Genomic DNA, 14,418 nt, shown 5'->3' on the forward strand with positions numbered 1-14,418 from the left:
AGCACAAAAAACAGCCAAATTTAGGTGGCTCGCAGTAGGTTGAGTATTGTCGGACAGCCTCCTAGGGAATAACAAGAGCAGGTTAGAGCAGGGGCAGGTTCAAAGGGTAAGATAAAGCAACAGCCTCAATTTTTAAAAACGACAGGATTTTAAGATGAAGATTTTGGTCACCGGCGGTGCCGGGTACATTGGCTCGCACACTGTGGTGGAGCTGCTGAGTGCTGGTCACGATGTGGTGGTGCTGGATAATTACTGCAACAGCTCGGCGATTGCGCTGGAGCGGGTGGGGCAGATAGTGGCGGATACTGCGCTTGCAGAAAAAACGGCCAAGGCCGGTGTGCTGCAGGCGGTGGAAGCGGATATCCGTGACCGCGGGGCGCTGGATAAGGTCTTTGCGGCTAATGCGTTTGATGGTGTGATTCACTTTGCCGGGCTCAAGGCGGTGGGTGAAAGCGTGGCGCAGCCGCTGAAGTATTACGAAAACAATGTCGCGGGTTCCGTCACGCTCTGCCAGGCCATGCAGGCGGCGGGGGTCTTCAATCTGGTGTTTAGCTCGTCGGCCACTGTTTATGGCGAGCCGCTGGAAATGCCGATCAGCGAAGACTTCCCCACGGGTGTGCCCACCAATCCCTATGGCCGCTCCAAACTGATGGTCGAGGAACTGCTGCAGGATCTGTCCCGTTCGGATGAGCGCTGGTCTGTTGCCTTGCTGCGCTATTTCAACCCTGCGGGCGCCCATGCCAGTGGCCTGATTGGCGAAGATCCCCAGGGCATTCCGAATAACCTGGTGCCCTATATCAGCCAGGTGGCCATAGGCACGCGCAAGCAGCTGTCGGTATTCGGCGGGGATTACCCAACGGCGGATGGCACCGGGGTGCGTGACTATATCCATGTGGTGGATTTGGCCAAAGGCCACCTCTGTGCGCTGAACTGGATGCAGGACAACAGCGGTGTGGGTATCTGGAATCTGGGCACAGGCCTGGGCTATTCGGTGCTCGATATGGTGCGGGCGATGGAAAAGGCCAGCGACCGCAAGGTTCCCTACGAAATAGTTGCCCGCCGCCCCGGCGATATCGCCGAATGCTGGTCCGATGCCAGCAAGGCCGCCACAGATCTGGGCTGGAAGGCAGAGCTCGACCTCGACCAGATGATGGCCGATACCTGGCGCTGGCAGTCCATGAATCCGGGGGGGTATTGAAGAGCAGGTTCGAGGGGCGAGGGGCGAGGTTCGAGGGAAAGCAGGATTAAAGCAGGTTCGAGGTTCGAGGTGCGAGGTGCGAGGTTCGAGGTAAAGCAGGATCAAGAGCGGGGTAAAAGCAGGGGCGAGGTTCGAGGTTCGAGGCAAAAGCAGGGTCAAGAGCAGGTAAAAGAGCAGGGCAAGAAAGCCAAGTGACAGCAAATAAAACGGGCAAGCGGCTGGGTTTGTAGGAGGTTCAGGGATGAAGTTCGAAGATCTTGAGGTCTGGAAGCGGTCGGCACGGTTGTCCGCTGAGTTGTATCGAGGGCTTGCTGCCTTGAAGGACTGGGGGTTCAAGGATCAGATCACCCGGTCTGGGCTTTCGGTTCCGTCGAACATTGCCGAGGGATTTGAGCGACTTTCCAATAAGGAATGTGTTCAGTTCCTTTCCTACGCCAAGGGCTCTGCAGGAGAGCTGAAAACTCAGATCTATATCGGTATGGAAATTGGTTATATAGACAGGGATCAGGGAAAACTCTGGATAGATGAAACCGAAGCCATTAGCAGAATGCTCGGCGGGCTTATTAATACCCGTAAAAGCAGGTGAAGAGCAGGTAAAAGCAGGTTCGAGGGGCGAGGTTCGAGGTTCGAGGTTCGAGGTAAAGCAGGATCAAGAGCGGGGTAAAAGCAGGGGCGAGGTTCGAGGCGCGAGGCTCGAGGTAAAGCAGGATCAAGAGCGGGGTAAAGCAGGTTCGAGGGAGCAAAGCAGATAAAAGCAGGGGCGAGGATCGAGGGGCGAGGAAAAGCCAAGCTAAAGGACGATGACGAAGGCTCCCCCAGGCCGGTGCTAGGAATGGCCCGAAATTTTAGTCAATTACCAATAGCTATTCGTTATTCGCTGCGCTCATACTGACAACCTCGCACCTCGCACCTAGCCCCTAGCCCCTAGCCCCTATTTTCAATAAATATCTTTAGAAAAAAGCGTGATGGGTGTTTTGATCAGGATTTTTATGTCCAGTCCGATTGACCAGTTGTTGATATAGGCCAGGTCATATTCGACGCGCTTTTCCATCTTGTCGATGGTATCGGTTTCGCCGCGAAAGCCGCTTATCTGGGCCAGGCCGGTAATGCCGGGTTTAATTCGGTGGCGTGCCAGGTAGGCATTAATTTTATTGGAATAGTAGTTATTGTGCGCCACCGCGTGGGGGCGGGGCCCTACGAGTGACATGGTGCCCTGGAGTACGTTGACCAGCTGCGGCAGTTCATCCAGGGAGGTGCGGCGGATGAAAGCGCCTATCTTGGTGACCCTTGGGTCTTCTTTTGTGGCCTGGGTGACGGTGCCATCAGTATCAGCATGCAGTTTCATGCTTCTGAACTTCCAAACCTTGATGACCTTGCCATCCCAGCCATGGCGATCCTGTTTGAAAAATACAGGCCCCGGTGACGACTGCTTTACCTTGTAAGCGATCCATAGCAATACCGGTGAAAGCGTCAGCAAGCCCACCGCTGCCAGGGAGCGATCCAACAGGTTTTTAACAAACATGGCCACTTTCGATGAGGTGAGTGGGCTTTCGTTGATCGAGATTAAAGGCACGCCCGCGACTTCGCGCACAGAATGGTTGAGCAGGTTTACAGCAAAAATATCGGGTGCCCATATAATATCGACATTAAGATCCAGCAGATCAAAATTCAGCCCCTCGATCTGCTCAGACGCTTTCATTGGCAAGGCAATGTAAACGCGGCGTATATCGTGTTGCTTGATCAGGTCGCGGATATTTTCCACACCCCCCAGAACCTTTACGCCGCTGACGGATTTGCGTTGATCTTCGTCCAGGCTCCTGACGCAGCCCACAACATTATCGGGCAGCCATCTGTTCTTGTTAAGGTTATCAATTAAATACTCAGCCATCACGCCCGTGCCGACGACGGTGACCGGAATGGAATGGCCAAAATTCTGCCTGTAGCGTTTGCAAAGATAACTGATCAAACAGAAGGAGGCGTTCTGCAATACCAACACCGATACAACCCAGTTGAGCAGTACCTCACGTGAAAATACCGAAGATGTTTTGGTAACAAAGCCGATAAATGCCAGCAAAAATATAACCGCCAGCCAGGCACTGGTTATGCGCAAGCAGCCCCCCAGATAACCCGATGACTGCCGGTAAACGCCACGATAGGAGTAGATAACCCAGATGCAGAACACCGTTACGACCGCCAAAACGCGGTAGGCAGAGGTAAAGTCGCCTATTTTCAATACTGTAAAGGCTTGAAGTGACAGAATGGCGATAAAAATATCGCCCATCATTTGCAGTAAAGCGACCACGGAATCATGATTTTTGAGCAGCCGCTTGCTACGACGTATAGAAACAGGGTTCCCCAGCCTGGGGGCAGAAATATCCATATTCAGATCCTTATTCCAGTGCTAACGGCTATCAATATCCAAATATAATACCCGTTTGCATAATTCCTACGTCTAGTCTCTATCGGTAGGTACCATTGGTGGAAATTGTTACACGCGAATTACAATGCACTTGTATAGGGCGTGAGGTGAACCAAATATGTGCGCACCTTTCATATCACCAAGCCCGCAGCCGAAGCCAGCGGTTTTAAGCATTTTACCAGACTATTTGCCGGCGGAACAAATAGCTTGTCTGGATATTTGTGGTTCCGGCAGCAGAATTTTCAACCATAAAAAATAGTCATCAGGGTGCCGGTATGCAGGGCCTTCCAAAAGCAATGATTGGTGTTCTCATTGGCCCCAGGTTACTACGAAAGACGTAGTGCACGAGGTGTAATAACTGTAAGTAGTAGCCTGCTGTATTAATATTGTGCGACCGCACAATAAAAACTGTATTCTGCTTGCTTTTATGTTATAAATGCCGGTGTTAATATCGATTTCGAAATAGTGGATATTCGAGTTAGTTAAGCAGAACAGCTCAAAACAGGGAGTGTTCAGATGCAACGCAGAATCATTTCAGTAATATTTGGCTTGTTGCTGCCGGTATCCGTCAGTTTTGCGGATATAGCCAGTGACATAGGTGCCCAGCTGCCGGCAAGCGGGATTGTTGCCAATGCTCAAACCGCAGGGCTGACCATTGAGCAGATCATGCAGCAGGTTGCCGCCGTCGATACCGCTCTGCTTGAGGCTGTAGTTACCGCTGCAATAGAAGCAGGCATGGATCCAGCCGCTGTGGTTGCAGCTGCCGAAGCTGCCGGTGGCGATCGTGCGGCGATGGAAATCGCAGCCATTCTTGGCGGCGCCGACCCCTCTGCAGTGACTGCAGCAACTGCCGCCGGTAATCCGCAAGGACAGGGCCAGGGTCTGGGTATTGCACCCGGCCAAACGGGTCGTCCTGTTTCGCCCCCGCCCTTTGGAAGTAACGGCGGCGGCGGCGGCGGTGGCAACCCCAGCCCAAGCTGATCTCTTCTATCGAAAAAAAGCGCTCGAAAGAGCGCTTTTTTATTTAGCTCAGGTTTCCACTTTTCCTAATTTTTTCAAGTCGTTGACGTATGCATACCCCCTCAGACCGCGGGCTCTTCATTTTTTATATCGGAATTCTGATTTGGGCTCCGCTGCCGCTGGCCAGCAACCGCCTCTGGTCGCTTTCATTACTGTGCTTTCTGGTTCTGCTGCTCAGCGCCTTGCTGCTCTTGCAGTTCATAACGGGCAAGCAACAGATCTCAACGGTGCTGAGAAAATCCTGGCCTGTTGCCGGTCTTATCGGTAGTGCCGTTTTATGGAGCACGCTGCAGGCTGTTCCGCACTTAAATTTATCCATATCCCCTACCGACAGCCTGCACGATAGCGTGCTTGGCTGGGCACTACTTGCGTACTTCTGCCTGACGCTACAGTTGGTGAAATCGAAAAAGCGTTTATTGCTTACGGGCTATGTTCTTGTGGGTTCCGCTTTTTTCCAGGCGGTATATGGCAGCCTGATGACTCTCTCCGGGATTGAATATAGCTTTCTGGTTCCTAAAGAAACCTATTTTGGGGTATCAACCGGAACCTTTGTTAACCGAAATAGCCAGGCGGCTTACCTGGTGATGTGCGTATCTATTGGTATTGGGCTGATGTTTTCGACGCTCAATGCGCAGCGCTCTGGGCACTGGCGGGAGAGAGGGCGGCGCTGGTTGACGGCTTTGCTCAGTAAAAAAATTATCTTGCGTATCGCCTTGTTGATAATTGTTACCGGCTTAGTGATGACCCGCTCCCGCATGGGCAATACATCCTTTTTTGTCAGCCTTATGGTAATGGGAATAATTGCACTTGTTCTTACCCGGAATACCACACGCAGTATGCTGATTCTGCTTTCCAGCCTGCTGATTCTGGACATCTTCGTGGTCGGCACTTTCTTTGGTATCGAAAAGGTAGCGGATCGCTTGCAAAATACCAGTCTGGATGGCGAGTCCAGGGATGAAGTTGCAACCAATACGCTTGAGATAATAAGGTCGCAGCCGATTGCAGGCACAGGTGCCGGCACCTACTACACTGCCTACCCGGAATACAGAACCGAAACAAGCGGGCGTGGCTTTTACGTGAATGCCCATAATGATTATCTGGAATTCAGTACAGAATTGGGCCTGCCGGGGACTATAGCCCTGGGGTTGGCGGTATTATCCAGTTTGGGTGCCGGCCTTTATGCGCAGTACAAGAGACGTAACAAGTTATTGAAGGGAATCGCCTTTGGTGCCTCAATGTCGATACTGGCGATGCTGATTCATGCAACGGTGGATTTTAACCTGCAAATGCCCGCCAATGCGCTTACCTTTATGGTGATAATGGCATTCGCATGGATATCTGTGTTTATGAAATCTCGCACAGCGGCTGGTAGCTCTTCGAGTTACTGATTAAATATTTTGTAGCCAGGTTCATTGTTGGGTTTTGTTGGGTTACGCCCCTTCGGGCCTGCACCCAACCTACATACTGCACCCAGCCTGCATAGAGCCGGCGCGTTGCTTTTAAGTAGGATGCGGTGGAGCGCAGCGAAACCCATCAGTCGGTGGTTTCATTGTTGAGTTTTGTTGGGTTGCGACCCTTCGGGCCTGCACCCAACCTACATATAACCGGCGCCTTTCTTTCAAGTAGGATGCGGTGCAGCGCAGCGAAACCCATCGATGGGTGGTTCATTGTTAGGTTTTGTTGGGTTGCGACCCTTCGGGCCTGCGCCCAACCTGCATATAACCGGCGCCTTTCTTTCAAGTGGGATGCGGTGGAGCGAAGCGAAACCCATCAGTCGGTGGTTTCATTGTTGAGTTTTGTTGGGTTGCGACCCTTCGGGCCTGCACCCAACCTGCATATAACCGGCGCGTATCTTCCAAGTGGGGTCTGGTGCAGTGAAGTGAAACCCATCAGTCGGTGGTTCATTGTTGAGTTTTGTTGGGTTACGGCCCTTCGGGCCTGCACCCAACCTACATATAACCGGCGCCTTTCTTTCAAGTGGGATCTGGTGCAGTGAAGTGAAACCCATCAGTCGGTGGTTCATTCGAACCTGCAATCTGCGCATATTAAAAAATGCTCAGATCGGTAATAAGTCATTGAGCTCGTTATGAATTGCAGAGCTTTTCCTGCTGGGGACCTTTGCTTAGATAGGCGCAAATGGCATTCGTATTGTTAGAGTTAATAATGAGTCCGCTGATGCTTTTATAATTGTAGGCAAGGCCGCGATCCATGTTTTCGGCATGTATGTGTTTCTGTTCCTGGGTTAGGGAATTCCAGGAAAGCAAAGCGGCATAGGTGAGGGTTTGGTGTACTGACGTTTCCCAGGGGCCATAATTGACGGCATTGCGCAGTGCGCGCTCATGTTCGCCATCCCATTCACCCAGGTAGGCCTTCATTAGTACCAGGTTTGCCCAGCTGTATGGCCATTGGGGTCTAAGCTCGATGGCTGCCAGATGTGCTTGTTTTGCCTTGGCTATTTCTGCAAGCCCATCAGACGAGCTGTCTTTATTCAGCGCGCTGTACAAAATAAGGCGAGCTTTAAGCTCTATGTATTCCGGATTGCGGGGCTCGAAAAACAATGCGGTATTAATATCATCCAGGGATGAATCCAGCGGTGCTTGTGCGGGTTGCGAAGGCTCTCTCTCCCACTCAGATATCGCATATCGAACTTTGTAGGCATACATATCGCCCAGGGCCCAGCGCACACTGAGATAGATGCCGAGAAGGCAGCATGCAATCAGTAGCAGGGGTATAACGCGAAATAGAAAAATCCGTTTAGCCATCAGCTCGACTCACAACGCAAAACCGGCAATCTTGGCAGGTCTGTCCAAAACCAGCTGTCTTGCGTCTGCCTCGCCCACTAACTCTGCAGCTGCTTTGAAAGCTCTGGATAAAAGCGGGGGGCGGTGATCCGTATTATGTGCATCGGATGCAATCACTGTAGCCCAGCCTTTGTGCAGCATTTCCTGTGATGCCGCCTGGGCTTTGGCGCCAAAGCCGCCGGTGATCGACATCGCGGTCAGCTGAAACAGGCAGCCCATATCGACAAAACAGGATAATTTGCCGATGTCTGCCATTATGGCTTTGTTGCGTTCAGGGTGAGCGATCATCGGCAGGATATTGCGATCCTGCAGCCACTTAATCAGCTTTTCAGTACCGGGGGGGATATGGCTGTGAGGCAGTTCTAGCAAAAGAACGTCTTTCCCATCCCAGCGACCCAGAAAAGGCACCTGGCCCTTGCCAATTAGCATCAGCAGCTCAGCGGACAGGCGCACTTCGGCAGCAGCCTTAACCTCCAGCGGAATCTGGGCATCAATCAATGCTGCTCTGAATGCCTCGACGGCAGCCTGAATGATCTCGGGCGTATTGTCATAACGCCCTGGGTGAAGATGGGGCGTCAGTACGGCATGGGTAATGCCATCCGCTACCGCCATACGCGCCAGGGAAAGCGCATCCTCTATCGAGGAAGCGCCATCATCAATACCTGGCAACAGATGGCAATGCAGATCAATCATGCTGCGTTTTGGCTCGCAGCCGTATAACCGTAGTTATCATAGTAGCCACCGTAGTCGCCGCCATAATACTTGGACACCTTGCGGGTATTCACCTGATTTAGCACAACGCCAATCAGCGGTGCGTTAATCTCCCTAAGGCGCTTCAGGCCGGCTTTGGCCTGCAGGTAACTGGTTGAGTCCGCTTTAACGACATAAATCATTGCACCCACTTTAGGGGCCAGCACCAGCGCATCGCTGACCGCCTGTGTGGGCGCCGTATCGATCAGAATGCGATCGTACTTGGCTCCCAGTGTTTCAAGTACTGTGGCGAAGCGGTTTGACGACAAGAGCTCAAGTGGATTGGGTGGGATAAGGCCCGCCGTAATCACATCGATATTTGAAGATGCATGATGCTGAATGCAGTCTTCCAGACTGGAGGTACCGGCGACCAAATTGGAGAGCCCAGGTGCGCTGGCATCAAGCCCAAGGGCTTTGGCCAATGAGGGGCGGCGCATATCCGCACCAATCAATAGCACTTTTTCCATCTGGGCCAGGCCAAAGGCCATATTCAGGGCAACAGAGGTTTTGCCTTCTCCCGGCACAGTGGAGGTGACCGCGATGATTTTATGCGGATTATCCAGCCCGGACAGCACCACACCGGTACGAATGGTTCTGACCGACTCGGCGAAAGAGGACTGAACGTCGTCGAGAAACTCATGGTAGGAGGGATGCGGATTTTTCTTGGTGATCTTCAGCAGGGGCAGAATCCCCAATATGCTCGACGCCAGCTTGTTTTCCACATCTTCCGCTGTTTGCACTGTGTTGTTCAAAGCCGCAAGCAGGAGAGAAAATCCGACACCCGCCATGGCACTGAGCATAAACGCCAATAAAATTATAAGCTTTTTGTTGGGTTTGACAGGGTCGCCTGGCACAACCGCAGGGTCGACGACGCGGGCGTTGCCCGTATTCAAATCATCGGTCGCATTGGTTTCATTGAAACGCTGCAGGAAGGTGTCGTAGATTGCAGTTTTTGCATCGACTTCCTGCTTCAGTTCTTTCCTTCTAAATTCCTTGCGCTGTATATCCTGAATGCTGACACGGCTGTTCGCCATGGTGCCTTCCAGCGAATTCTCACTGGCGCGGGCGCCAAGGTAGTCATTTTTAATGCCATTAATCACGCTTAAAATCTGCTTGTCCAGCGAGCTGCGCACGCGATTCAGCTCGGACTGAACCCCAATCAGTGTCGGGTGCTTGGGGCCATAACGCTTGGCCAGTTCAGAACTCTTGAGCTCAATTTCCAGCAGTTTGCGCTTGTAGTCCTGTACCGTTGGGTCCTGCAGCACGCCAGGCACCAGCTCGTATTGGGCGATTGAGCCCTTTGCACCCTGAATCTGCCTGTAGAGGTTTTCCAGCTCCAGCCGGTCTCCTCTTGCTTCGATCAGCTTGTTGGCAACCAGGTCCAGCTGCTTGTTGGCTATGGTGGCCCCGCCTTCATCGCCGACCAGGTTTTCTGTATCCAGGAAATTCTGCAGTTCCTGCTCGGCAGCCTTTTTCCCGGCCTGAATGCCTTCGAGGCGCTCGCTCAGCCAGGTGGAGGCCTGCACAGTCACTTCCAGCTTGGCGTCCAGGTTGCTCTCTATGTAGGTTTGCCCCATGGCATTTGCCACATCGGCGGCGAGCTGCGGGGAATTTGCCTGGAAGGAAATTTGTACCAGCAGGGTTTTGCCAACAGGATTTATTTTCAGCCGCGACTGAAATTCCTCGACAAAGCGATTCAATTTGTCCTGCTCTGACAGCTCTTTAGGTGTGTTGTTGCCGGGCAGGCTAAATGGCAGCATATCGCGCCAGTTAAAAGAGAAAGCCGGTTCCTGATTAAACTCAGGGTGCTCCTGCAGTGCCAGTTTCGTGACAACCTTCTCTGCGATATTACGGGATTTCAGGATTTCAAGCTGCGTCAGCAAGTACTCGCTACCGCTGCTGTCCAGCCCGTACACCTGTTCAATGGAGACCACATTTGCTTTTTTGCCTTCAAACATCAGCGTTGCGGTTGCCTGGTAAACCGGACGCATGGAGAAAACCACTAATGTGGTAAGCACAGTGACCACAAAGGCAAAGCCAAAAATACCCCATTTATTTCTCATCAGCGTGCGCCATAACTGACGCAGGTCGATTTCATCATCTACCAGGTGTTGCATTGAGAGATCAGGGCTTCCACTCGTCATACAAAAAATCCGTTTTAGCTTGAAAGTTTAAAAGAAGCTTTCTTCAACAGTAATGGTGTCACCAGGGAATATGGCGGATTGCAGTTCTACCTTCTCCGGATTACTGCCTGTGACTCCATCCCGCAATACGAAGAGCTTTGACGAAGAGGCCCTTTCAGTGAAGCCCTCGGCCAGGGCAACGGCCTTCTGCAGCGTTAACCCAGGCTGAAAAGGATAGCCGCCCGGTTTTTTAACCTGGCCGTAGATAAAAAACTGTCTATATTCGATAACCGTTACATTTACGTTAGGGTTGACCAGATAACCGTCTAGCAGTTTTTCACGAATTAACAGCCCGAGCTCGCCGGTATTCAGGCCTCTAATCCTGAGCTCTCCAAGGAAAGGATAGGATATAGTGCCCGCATCACTCAGGCGCAGCTCAACACTTAGCTCATCTTCTCCAAAAACCTGAATGCTCAGCAGGTCACCGGCCCCCAGCGAGTAGTTCGAAAGCCCGTTCACTGTTTCGGCATTGCTCTGCGCTGTACCGAGCAGGGGCAGGGCGCAAAGCGTGAGCAAAATAAGTTTTTGGAGGAAGTGTTTGAACATGCTAGCCGGCCTTATTTAACTGTTTTGGTTAGAGCGAAATCTGAGCAGTCAGATAAACCGTATTTTTCTCATAATCAAGATCCAGCTGGTTGGAATCCTGCTCTGTGTAAGCGTAATCCAGCCCCAAGCTCAACCAGCGACGCATATCGTAATCGATACCGGCACCATAGCTGCGAAGATCATCCTCTCGATCTGAAGATACATAATCTTTGGTGGAGGCACCGAAAGACGCCCGGGTGCGCCACACATCGGACCAGCTATGGGTCCACTGCAGATCCAGTGAAGTCGAATCTATGTAGTTGCCTGTGCCGTCGGTTTCTTCCGCGACTTTGGATGTGGCTATATCGACGACAGAATAAGTTTTAGGGGACCAGAGCATGGACAGTTCCCAGCTGATGCCTTCGTCATCTTCGCGGCTGGCGCTATCAAAATTCTTCTCGGCATAGCCGAATTTCAACTTGCCTGAGGTTTTGGCTGTAGCGTCCCAGGTTGCACCCACCAGGTACTTGGATTCCTGGCTATCCAGCGTCACGGATGAGCGGTCGTAGTCGATATCTTTCTTGCTTACTTCGAACAAAAGCGAGGTTTTGGGCATCACTCGATAGTAAAAGGTCGCGCTGCTATTGGCGACCTGGCGGTCTTTTACCGCTGTCTGGCTGCGAAAATTATCATACTTGCGATCATTCAGATCGGCAGCAACTTCGATAATCCCTTTCGCAGTTTCAGCGCCGTATGCGTACTTCGCAGATACTGTATCAACATGGTATTCGATCGGGGCATCGTTCGCGGTAGCTGCGCTACCCTGGTTCAATCCAGAACCACGATTTTCGTGCGTATCAAGGCGGCGTACCAGCAACTCCATGCGATTGCGGATATTGAAATCAAGCAGCGCCTGTGCGCTCAGGTCGTGATCAGTATAATTATCCGCCGAGCCATGCCCATAAATGCCCTGTTTTAGGGCATAGTTCAGGCTGTAGACATTCAGACCTTTTTCCAGAATGGCCTGAATTGAAGGGTTCAGAACACTGATAACTGAGTCAACGCTGTCATTTTCTGTGGAATATATATTGTCATCGTATCCCACCTGAACATTCATTTGCGGAATGAACTGAATCGGTCCTGCATCAATAGCAGCCGGTTCCAGTGCCATTGCATTGCCTGCCAGCATCAGGGAAATTGGGAACAGCAGTGCAGGTGCGTGTTGCCTGGTGATATTAACTTTTTTCATGACAATTCATCCTTGATAACTTGCGTTTCCAGCTGTAAACAGCAAAAGTTTATGCCTTTGATCATCCGTCAGCCGCGCATCATAAAGGTGCGCTAGCCCTGTATCTTTCTGGCACCGTCGACAACACGGATCCCCGAGCACATGGCGCTCGTCTGACTATTTTTAAATTTTTATTATAGTTTTTTGACTGTTTTAATATCTTGCGTGACAGTAAGAGCTGATGTTCATTAGCACTTTCGCACACTAAGCTCTTAACCTGTCATCTCAGCTACAGCGCACGGGAGGTCGCGCTGGATGCTTCTGGTTTCAAGCCAGGGCTATCGCCCTGTCAGCCATCAGACGCAATCCGCTTCGTTAAGCCAGTACACCGCCTTACTCGGCAGGCAGAACGGCATGGAAACGACACAGCAGGCTCGCGCTTGAATCTGATCAGTAATCATACTTTGACTGCAGTTCCTGATCCAGCATTGCTTCAGCAAAGTGCCACAAGTTTGCAGCAGGGTACCTGAGTGCCTGCTAGAAGCCCTCGCTTTGCCGATTAGCGCAAAACCTATCGCTGCAATGGCGATGACCAACTTCAGGCTAAGCCAGATCCATGATTTATCAGAAAAACATGGCGGCAAGATGGCTGTTTTAGTCCCAGGCGGGGCTCTGGCTATTGATAATCAACCCGAACATGGCTGCCCGCTGACGACTTGGCTGCAATACACTGGCATACTGCGGCGCTGATACCGAAATTGTTGCCATTGTACTGGCGCGAGTCGCCGGTATGGTTTGAGTAGTGACTGGAAAAGGTGGCAGAGTGGCTGGGAAACTCAACAAGCGGGCGGAGCCTGCACTGGAATAATAATGGTCAATACTAGCAGCCTGTCGGACTTACCACTGATCTACTGCGGAAAAACCGATTTTGGTCATTTGTCGTCCTCTTTTTTACTCGTCGCAGGCTCCTCGGTCTGCGACCTCGCTAAAGCGGTTCTTTCCACTTCGTTTCAAGTGTTTAATAGAACCACTATTCACAAGCTACATCCCTGTAGCTTGCCCTGTGGGCAGCTAAGGCTGTGTAAATCGGCAATCCTGCCGATTTATCGCCTCAAAAGAGCTCAAAAACTGCCTCAAAACGGACTTTCCCGCGCTACGATCGGCCAAGTCCGACAGGCTGCTAGCAATTGAAGGCTCCCTATGGCGACCGTACCTGATTCGTCTTCGGCCCGACGAAGCCGCTTAACCGACTGCTGGATGCTGCTGCTGTTTCTGCTTTGCGCAGGGGCTGTTTTATACGGCCTGTTCCGGCCGGCACCTCCGCCAAACCTGTTCAGGGAATCCGACAAGGTGTTGCATCTGCTGGCGTTCGCCACGCTGGCGCTCACCGGCCGGGCTGCCCTCTCGCGACTACCGGGCATCCCGTTCTGGGGGTTGCTACTAGTGCTCGCGCCAATGATGGAGTGGGCCCAGCACATAGTTCAACCCGTACGTCATTTCAGCCTCGAGGATGCGCTAGCAAACCTCACCGGGATACTGCTGGCCGGACTCTGCTGGTGGCTTGTGAAAGCAGGGGCCAGGTTGAAAAGCAGGGGCTAGGTGAAAAGCAGGGGCGAGATGCGAGGGGCGAGGGGCTAGGTAAAAGCAGGATCAAGAGCAGGGACGAGGTGCGAGGGGCGAGGAAAAGCAGGGGGCAAGGTAAAGCCAAGTCAAGCCAAAGGAAAGCCAAGCCAAGCCAAGCCAAAGGAAAGCCAAGCCAAGGGAAAGGTTTGGCTTATGTAGGTTGGTAATGAGCATCGCGAATTCCGACATCCGCAGCGCAGCTGTGGCGCTTTGGCGGTTGCTGAGGAGATTCCCGGATGTTGCAGGGGCTAGGTAAAAGCAGCGGCTAGAGGCTAGGGGCTAGGAAAAGCAGGGTCGAGGTGCGAGGGACGAGGGGCGAGGAAAAGTAGGGAGCAAGGTAAAGCCAAGCCAAGGGAAGGGAAGGTTTGGCTTATGTAGGTTGGTAATGAGCATCGCGAATTCCGACATCCGCAGCGCAGCTGTGGCGCTTTGGCGGTTGCTGAGGAGATTCCCGGATTTTGCAGGCGCTAGGTAAAAGCAGCGGCTAGAGGCTAGGGGCTAGGAAAAGCAGGGTCGAGGTGCGAGGGACGAGGGGCGAGGAAAAGTAGGGAGCAAGGTATTAACCCGGTGGCAATTTATATCTGATATAATGTGCGCATGAATACCGACGCACGCAAGCTCAGCACAGAGCAACAAGAACTTCTCAGACAGCAAGCCATTCGGCTCCGTTT

The 14,418-nt window shown here is 52.1% G+C and carries 11 protein-coding genes; 5 read left to right on the top strand and 6 right to left on the bottom strand.

The genetic code is table 11. The features are described from left to right. Positions 1–154 precede the first annotated feature (154 nt). Positions 155–1,198, top strand: coding sequence for a UDP-glucose 4-epimerase GalE (gene galE, locus MPRO_RS21480; protein WP_067298184.1), 1,044 nt, complete (start codon positions 155–157; stop codon positions 1,196–1,198). Between the two features lie 241 nt (positions 1,199–1,439). Continuing rightward, positions 1,440–1,784: a four helix bundle protein gene (locus tag MPRO_RS21485; RefSeq protein WP_067298185.1), complete on the top strand. Its 345-nt coding sequence runs from the start codon at positions 1,440–1,442 to the stop codon at positions 1,782–1,784. A 351-nt stretch (positions 1,785–2,135) separates the two neighbouring features. On the opposite strand, the gene MPRO_RS21490 is transcribed toward MPRO_RS21485, so the two are convergent. Further along, positions 2,136–3,578, bottom strand: coding sequence for an undecaprenyl-phosphate glucose phosphotransferase (locus MPRO_RS21490; RefSeq protein ID WP_067298186.1), 1,443 nt, complete (start codon positions 3,576–3,578; stop codon positions 2,136–2,138). Positions 3,579–4,133: 555 nt separating this feature from the next. On the opposite strand from MPRO_RS21490, the gene MPRO_RS21495 reads away from it, so the two are divergent. After that, entirely contained in the window at positions 4,134–4,598 is a 465-nt protein-coding gene (locus MPRO_RS21495; protein WP_067298187.1) for a hypothetical protein, read from the top strand. Between the two features lie 89 nt (positions 4,599–4,687). Continuing rightward, on the top strand, positions 4,688–6,025 hold the full coding sequence (locus MPRO_RS21500) for an O-antigen ligase family protein (protein WP_067298189.1): 1,338 nt from the start codon (positions 4,688–4,690) through the stop codon (positions 6,023–6,025). Positions 6,026–6,721: 696 nt separating this feature from the next. Here MPRO_RS21500 and MPRO_RS21505 read toward each other — a convergent pair. Genes MPRO_RS21505 through MPRO_RS21525 form a run of 5 tightly spaced genes read right to left on the bottom strand, consistent with a single transcriptional unit; the run spans position 6,722 to position 12,145 of the window. Then, a complete protein-coding gene (locus tag MPRO_RS21505) occupies positions 6,722–7,399 on the bottom strand; it encodes a hypothetical protein (protein ID WP_067298191.1) in 678 nt (225 codons plus the stop codon). A 9-nt stretch (positions 7,400–7,408) separates the two neighbouring features. Beyond that, on the bottom strand, positions 7,409–8,131 hold the full coding sequence (locus MPRO_RS21510; RefSeq protein ID WP_067298193.1) for a tyrosine-protein phosphatase: 723 nt from the start codon (positions 8,129–8,131) through the stop codon (positions 7,409–7,411). Then, a complete protein-coding gene (locus MPRO_RS21515; RefSeq protein WP_245635176.1) occupies positions 8,128–10,305 on the bottom strand; it encodes a GumC family protein in 2,178 nt (725 codons plus the stop codon). Before MPRO_RS21515 ends, MPRO_RS21510 begins: the two co-directional genes overlap by 4 nt. Positions 10,306–10,359: 54 nt before the next feature. Continuing rightward, the gene (locus tag MPRO_RS21520) at positions 10,360–10,917 is read right to left on the bottom strand and encodes a polysaccharide biosynthesis/export family protein (RefSeq protein WP_067298197.1); all 558 of its coding nucleotides are present in this window, start codon (positions 10,915–10,917) and stop codon (positions 10,360–10,362) included. Between the two features lie 28 nt (positions 10,918–10,945). Next, positions 10,946–12,145 carry an outer membrane beta-barrel protein gene (locus MPRO_RS21525; protein ID WP_067298200.1) on the bottom strand — a complete coding sequence of 400 codons (1,200 nt, stop codon included), beginning with the start codon at positions 12,143–12,145 and terminating at the stop codon, positions 10,946–10,948. Positions 12,146–13,381: 1,236 nt separating this feature from the next. On the opposite strand from MPRO_RS21525, the gene MPRO_RS21530 reads away from it, so the two are divergent. Beyond that, on the top strand, positions 13,382–13,723 hold the full coding sequence (locus MPRO_RS21530) for a VanZ family protein (RefSeq protein ID WP_067298202.1): 342 nt from the start codon (positions 13,382–13,384) through the stop codon (positions 13,721–13,723). Positions 13,724–14,418: the final 695 nt, after the last annotated feature.

This window comes from Marinobacterium profundum, assembly GCF_001528745.1.
Classification (GTDB): domain Bacteria; phylum Pseudomonadota; class Gammaproteobacteria; order Pseudomonadales; family Balneatricaceae; genus Marinobacterium_A; species Marinobacterium_A profundum.

Excerpts from the sequence above, each read along its gene's own strand:
- MPRO_RS21505 (WP_067298191.1), bottom strand. The coding sequence starts at position 7,399 with ATGGCTAAACGGATTTTTCTATTTCGCGTTATACCCCTGCTACTGATT.
- MPRO_RS21485 (WP_067298185.1), top strand. The coding sequence starts at position 1,440 with ATGAAGTTCGAAGATCTTGAGGTCTGGAAGCGGTCGGCACGGTTGTCC.
- MPRO_RS21495 (WP_067298187.1), top strand. The coding sequence starts at position 4,134 with ATGCAACGCAGAATCATTTCAGTAATATTTGGCTTGTTGCTGCCGGTA.
- MPRO_RS21525 (WP_067298200.1), bottom strand. The coding sequence starts at position 12,145 with ATGAAAAAAGTTAATATCACCAGGCAACACGCACCTGCACTGCTGTTC.
- MPRO_RS21515 (WP_245635176.1), bottom strand. The coding sequence starts at position 10,305 with ATGCAACACCTGGTAGATGATGAAATCGACCTGCGTCAGTTATGGCGC.
- galE (WP_067298184.1), top strand. The coding sequence starts at position 155 with ATGAAGATTTTGGTCACCGGCGGTGCCGGGTACATTGGCTCGCACACT.
- MPRO_RS21510 (WP_067298193.1), bottom strand. The coding sequence starts at position 8,131 with ATGATTGATCTGCATTGCCATCTGTTGCCAGGTATTGATGATGGCGCT.
- MPRO_RS21520 (WP_067298197.1), bottom strand. The coding sequence starts at position 10,917 with ATGTTCAAACACTTCCTCCAAAAACTTATTTTGCTCACGCTTTGCGCC.
- MPRO_RS21490 (WP_067298186.1), bottom strand. The coding sequence starts at position 3,578 with ATGGATATTTCTGCCCCCAGGCTGGGGAACCCTGTTTCTATACGTCGT.
- MPRO_RS21530 (WP_067298202.1), top strand. The coding sequence starts at position 13,382 with ATGCTGCTGCTGTTTCTGCTTTGCGCAGGGGCTGTTTTATACGGCCTG.
- MPRO_RS21500 (WP_067298189.1), top strand. The coding sequence starts at position 4,688 with ATGCATACCCCCTCAGACCGCGGGCTCTTCATTTTTTATATCGGAATT.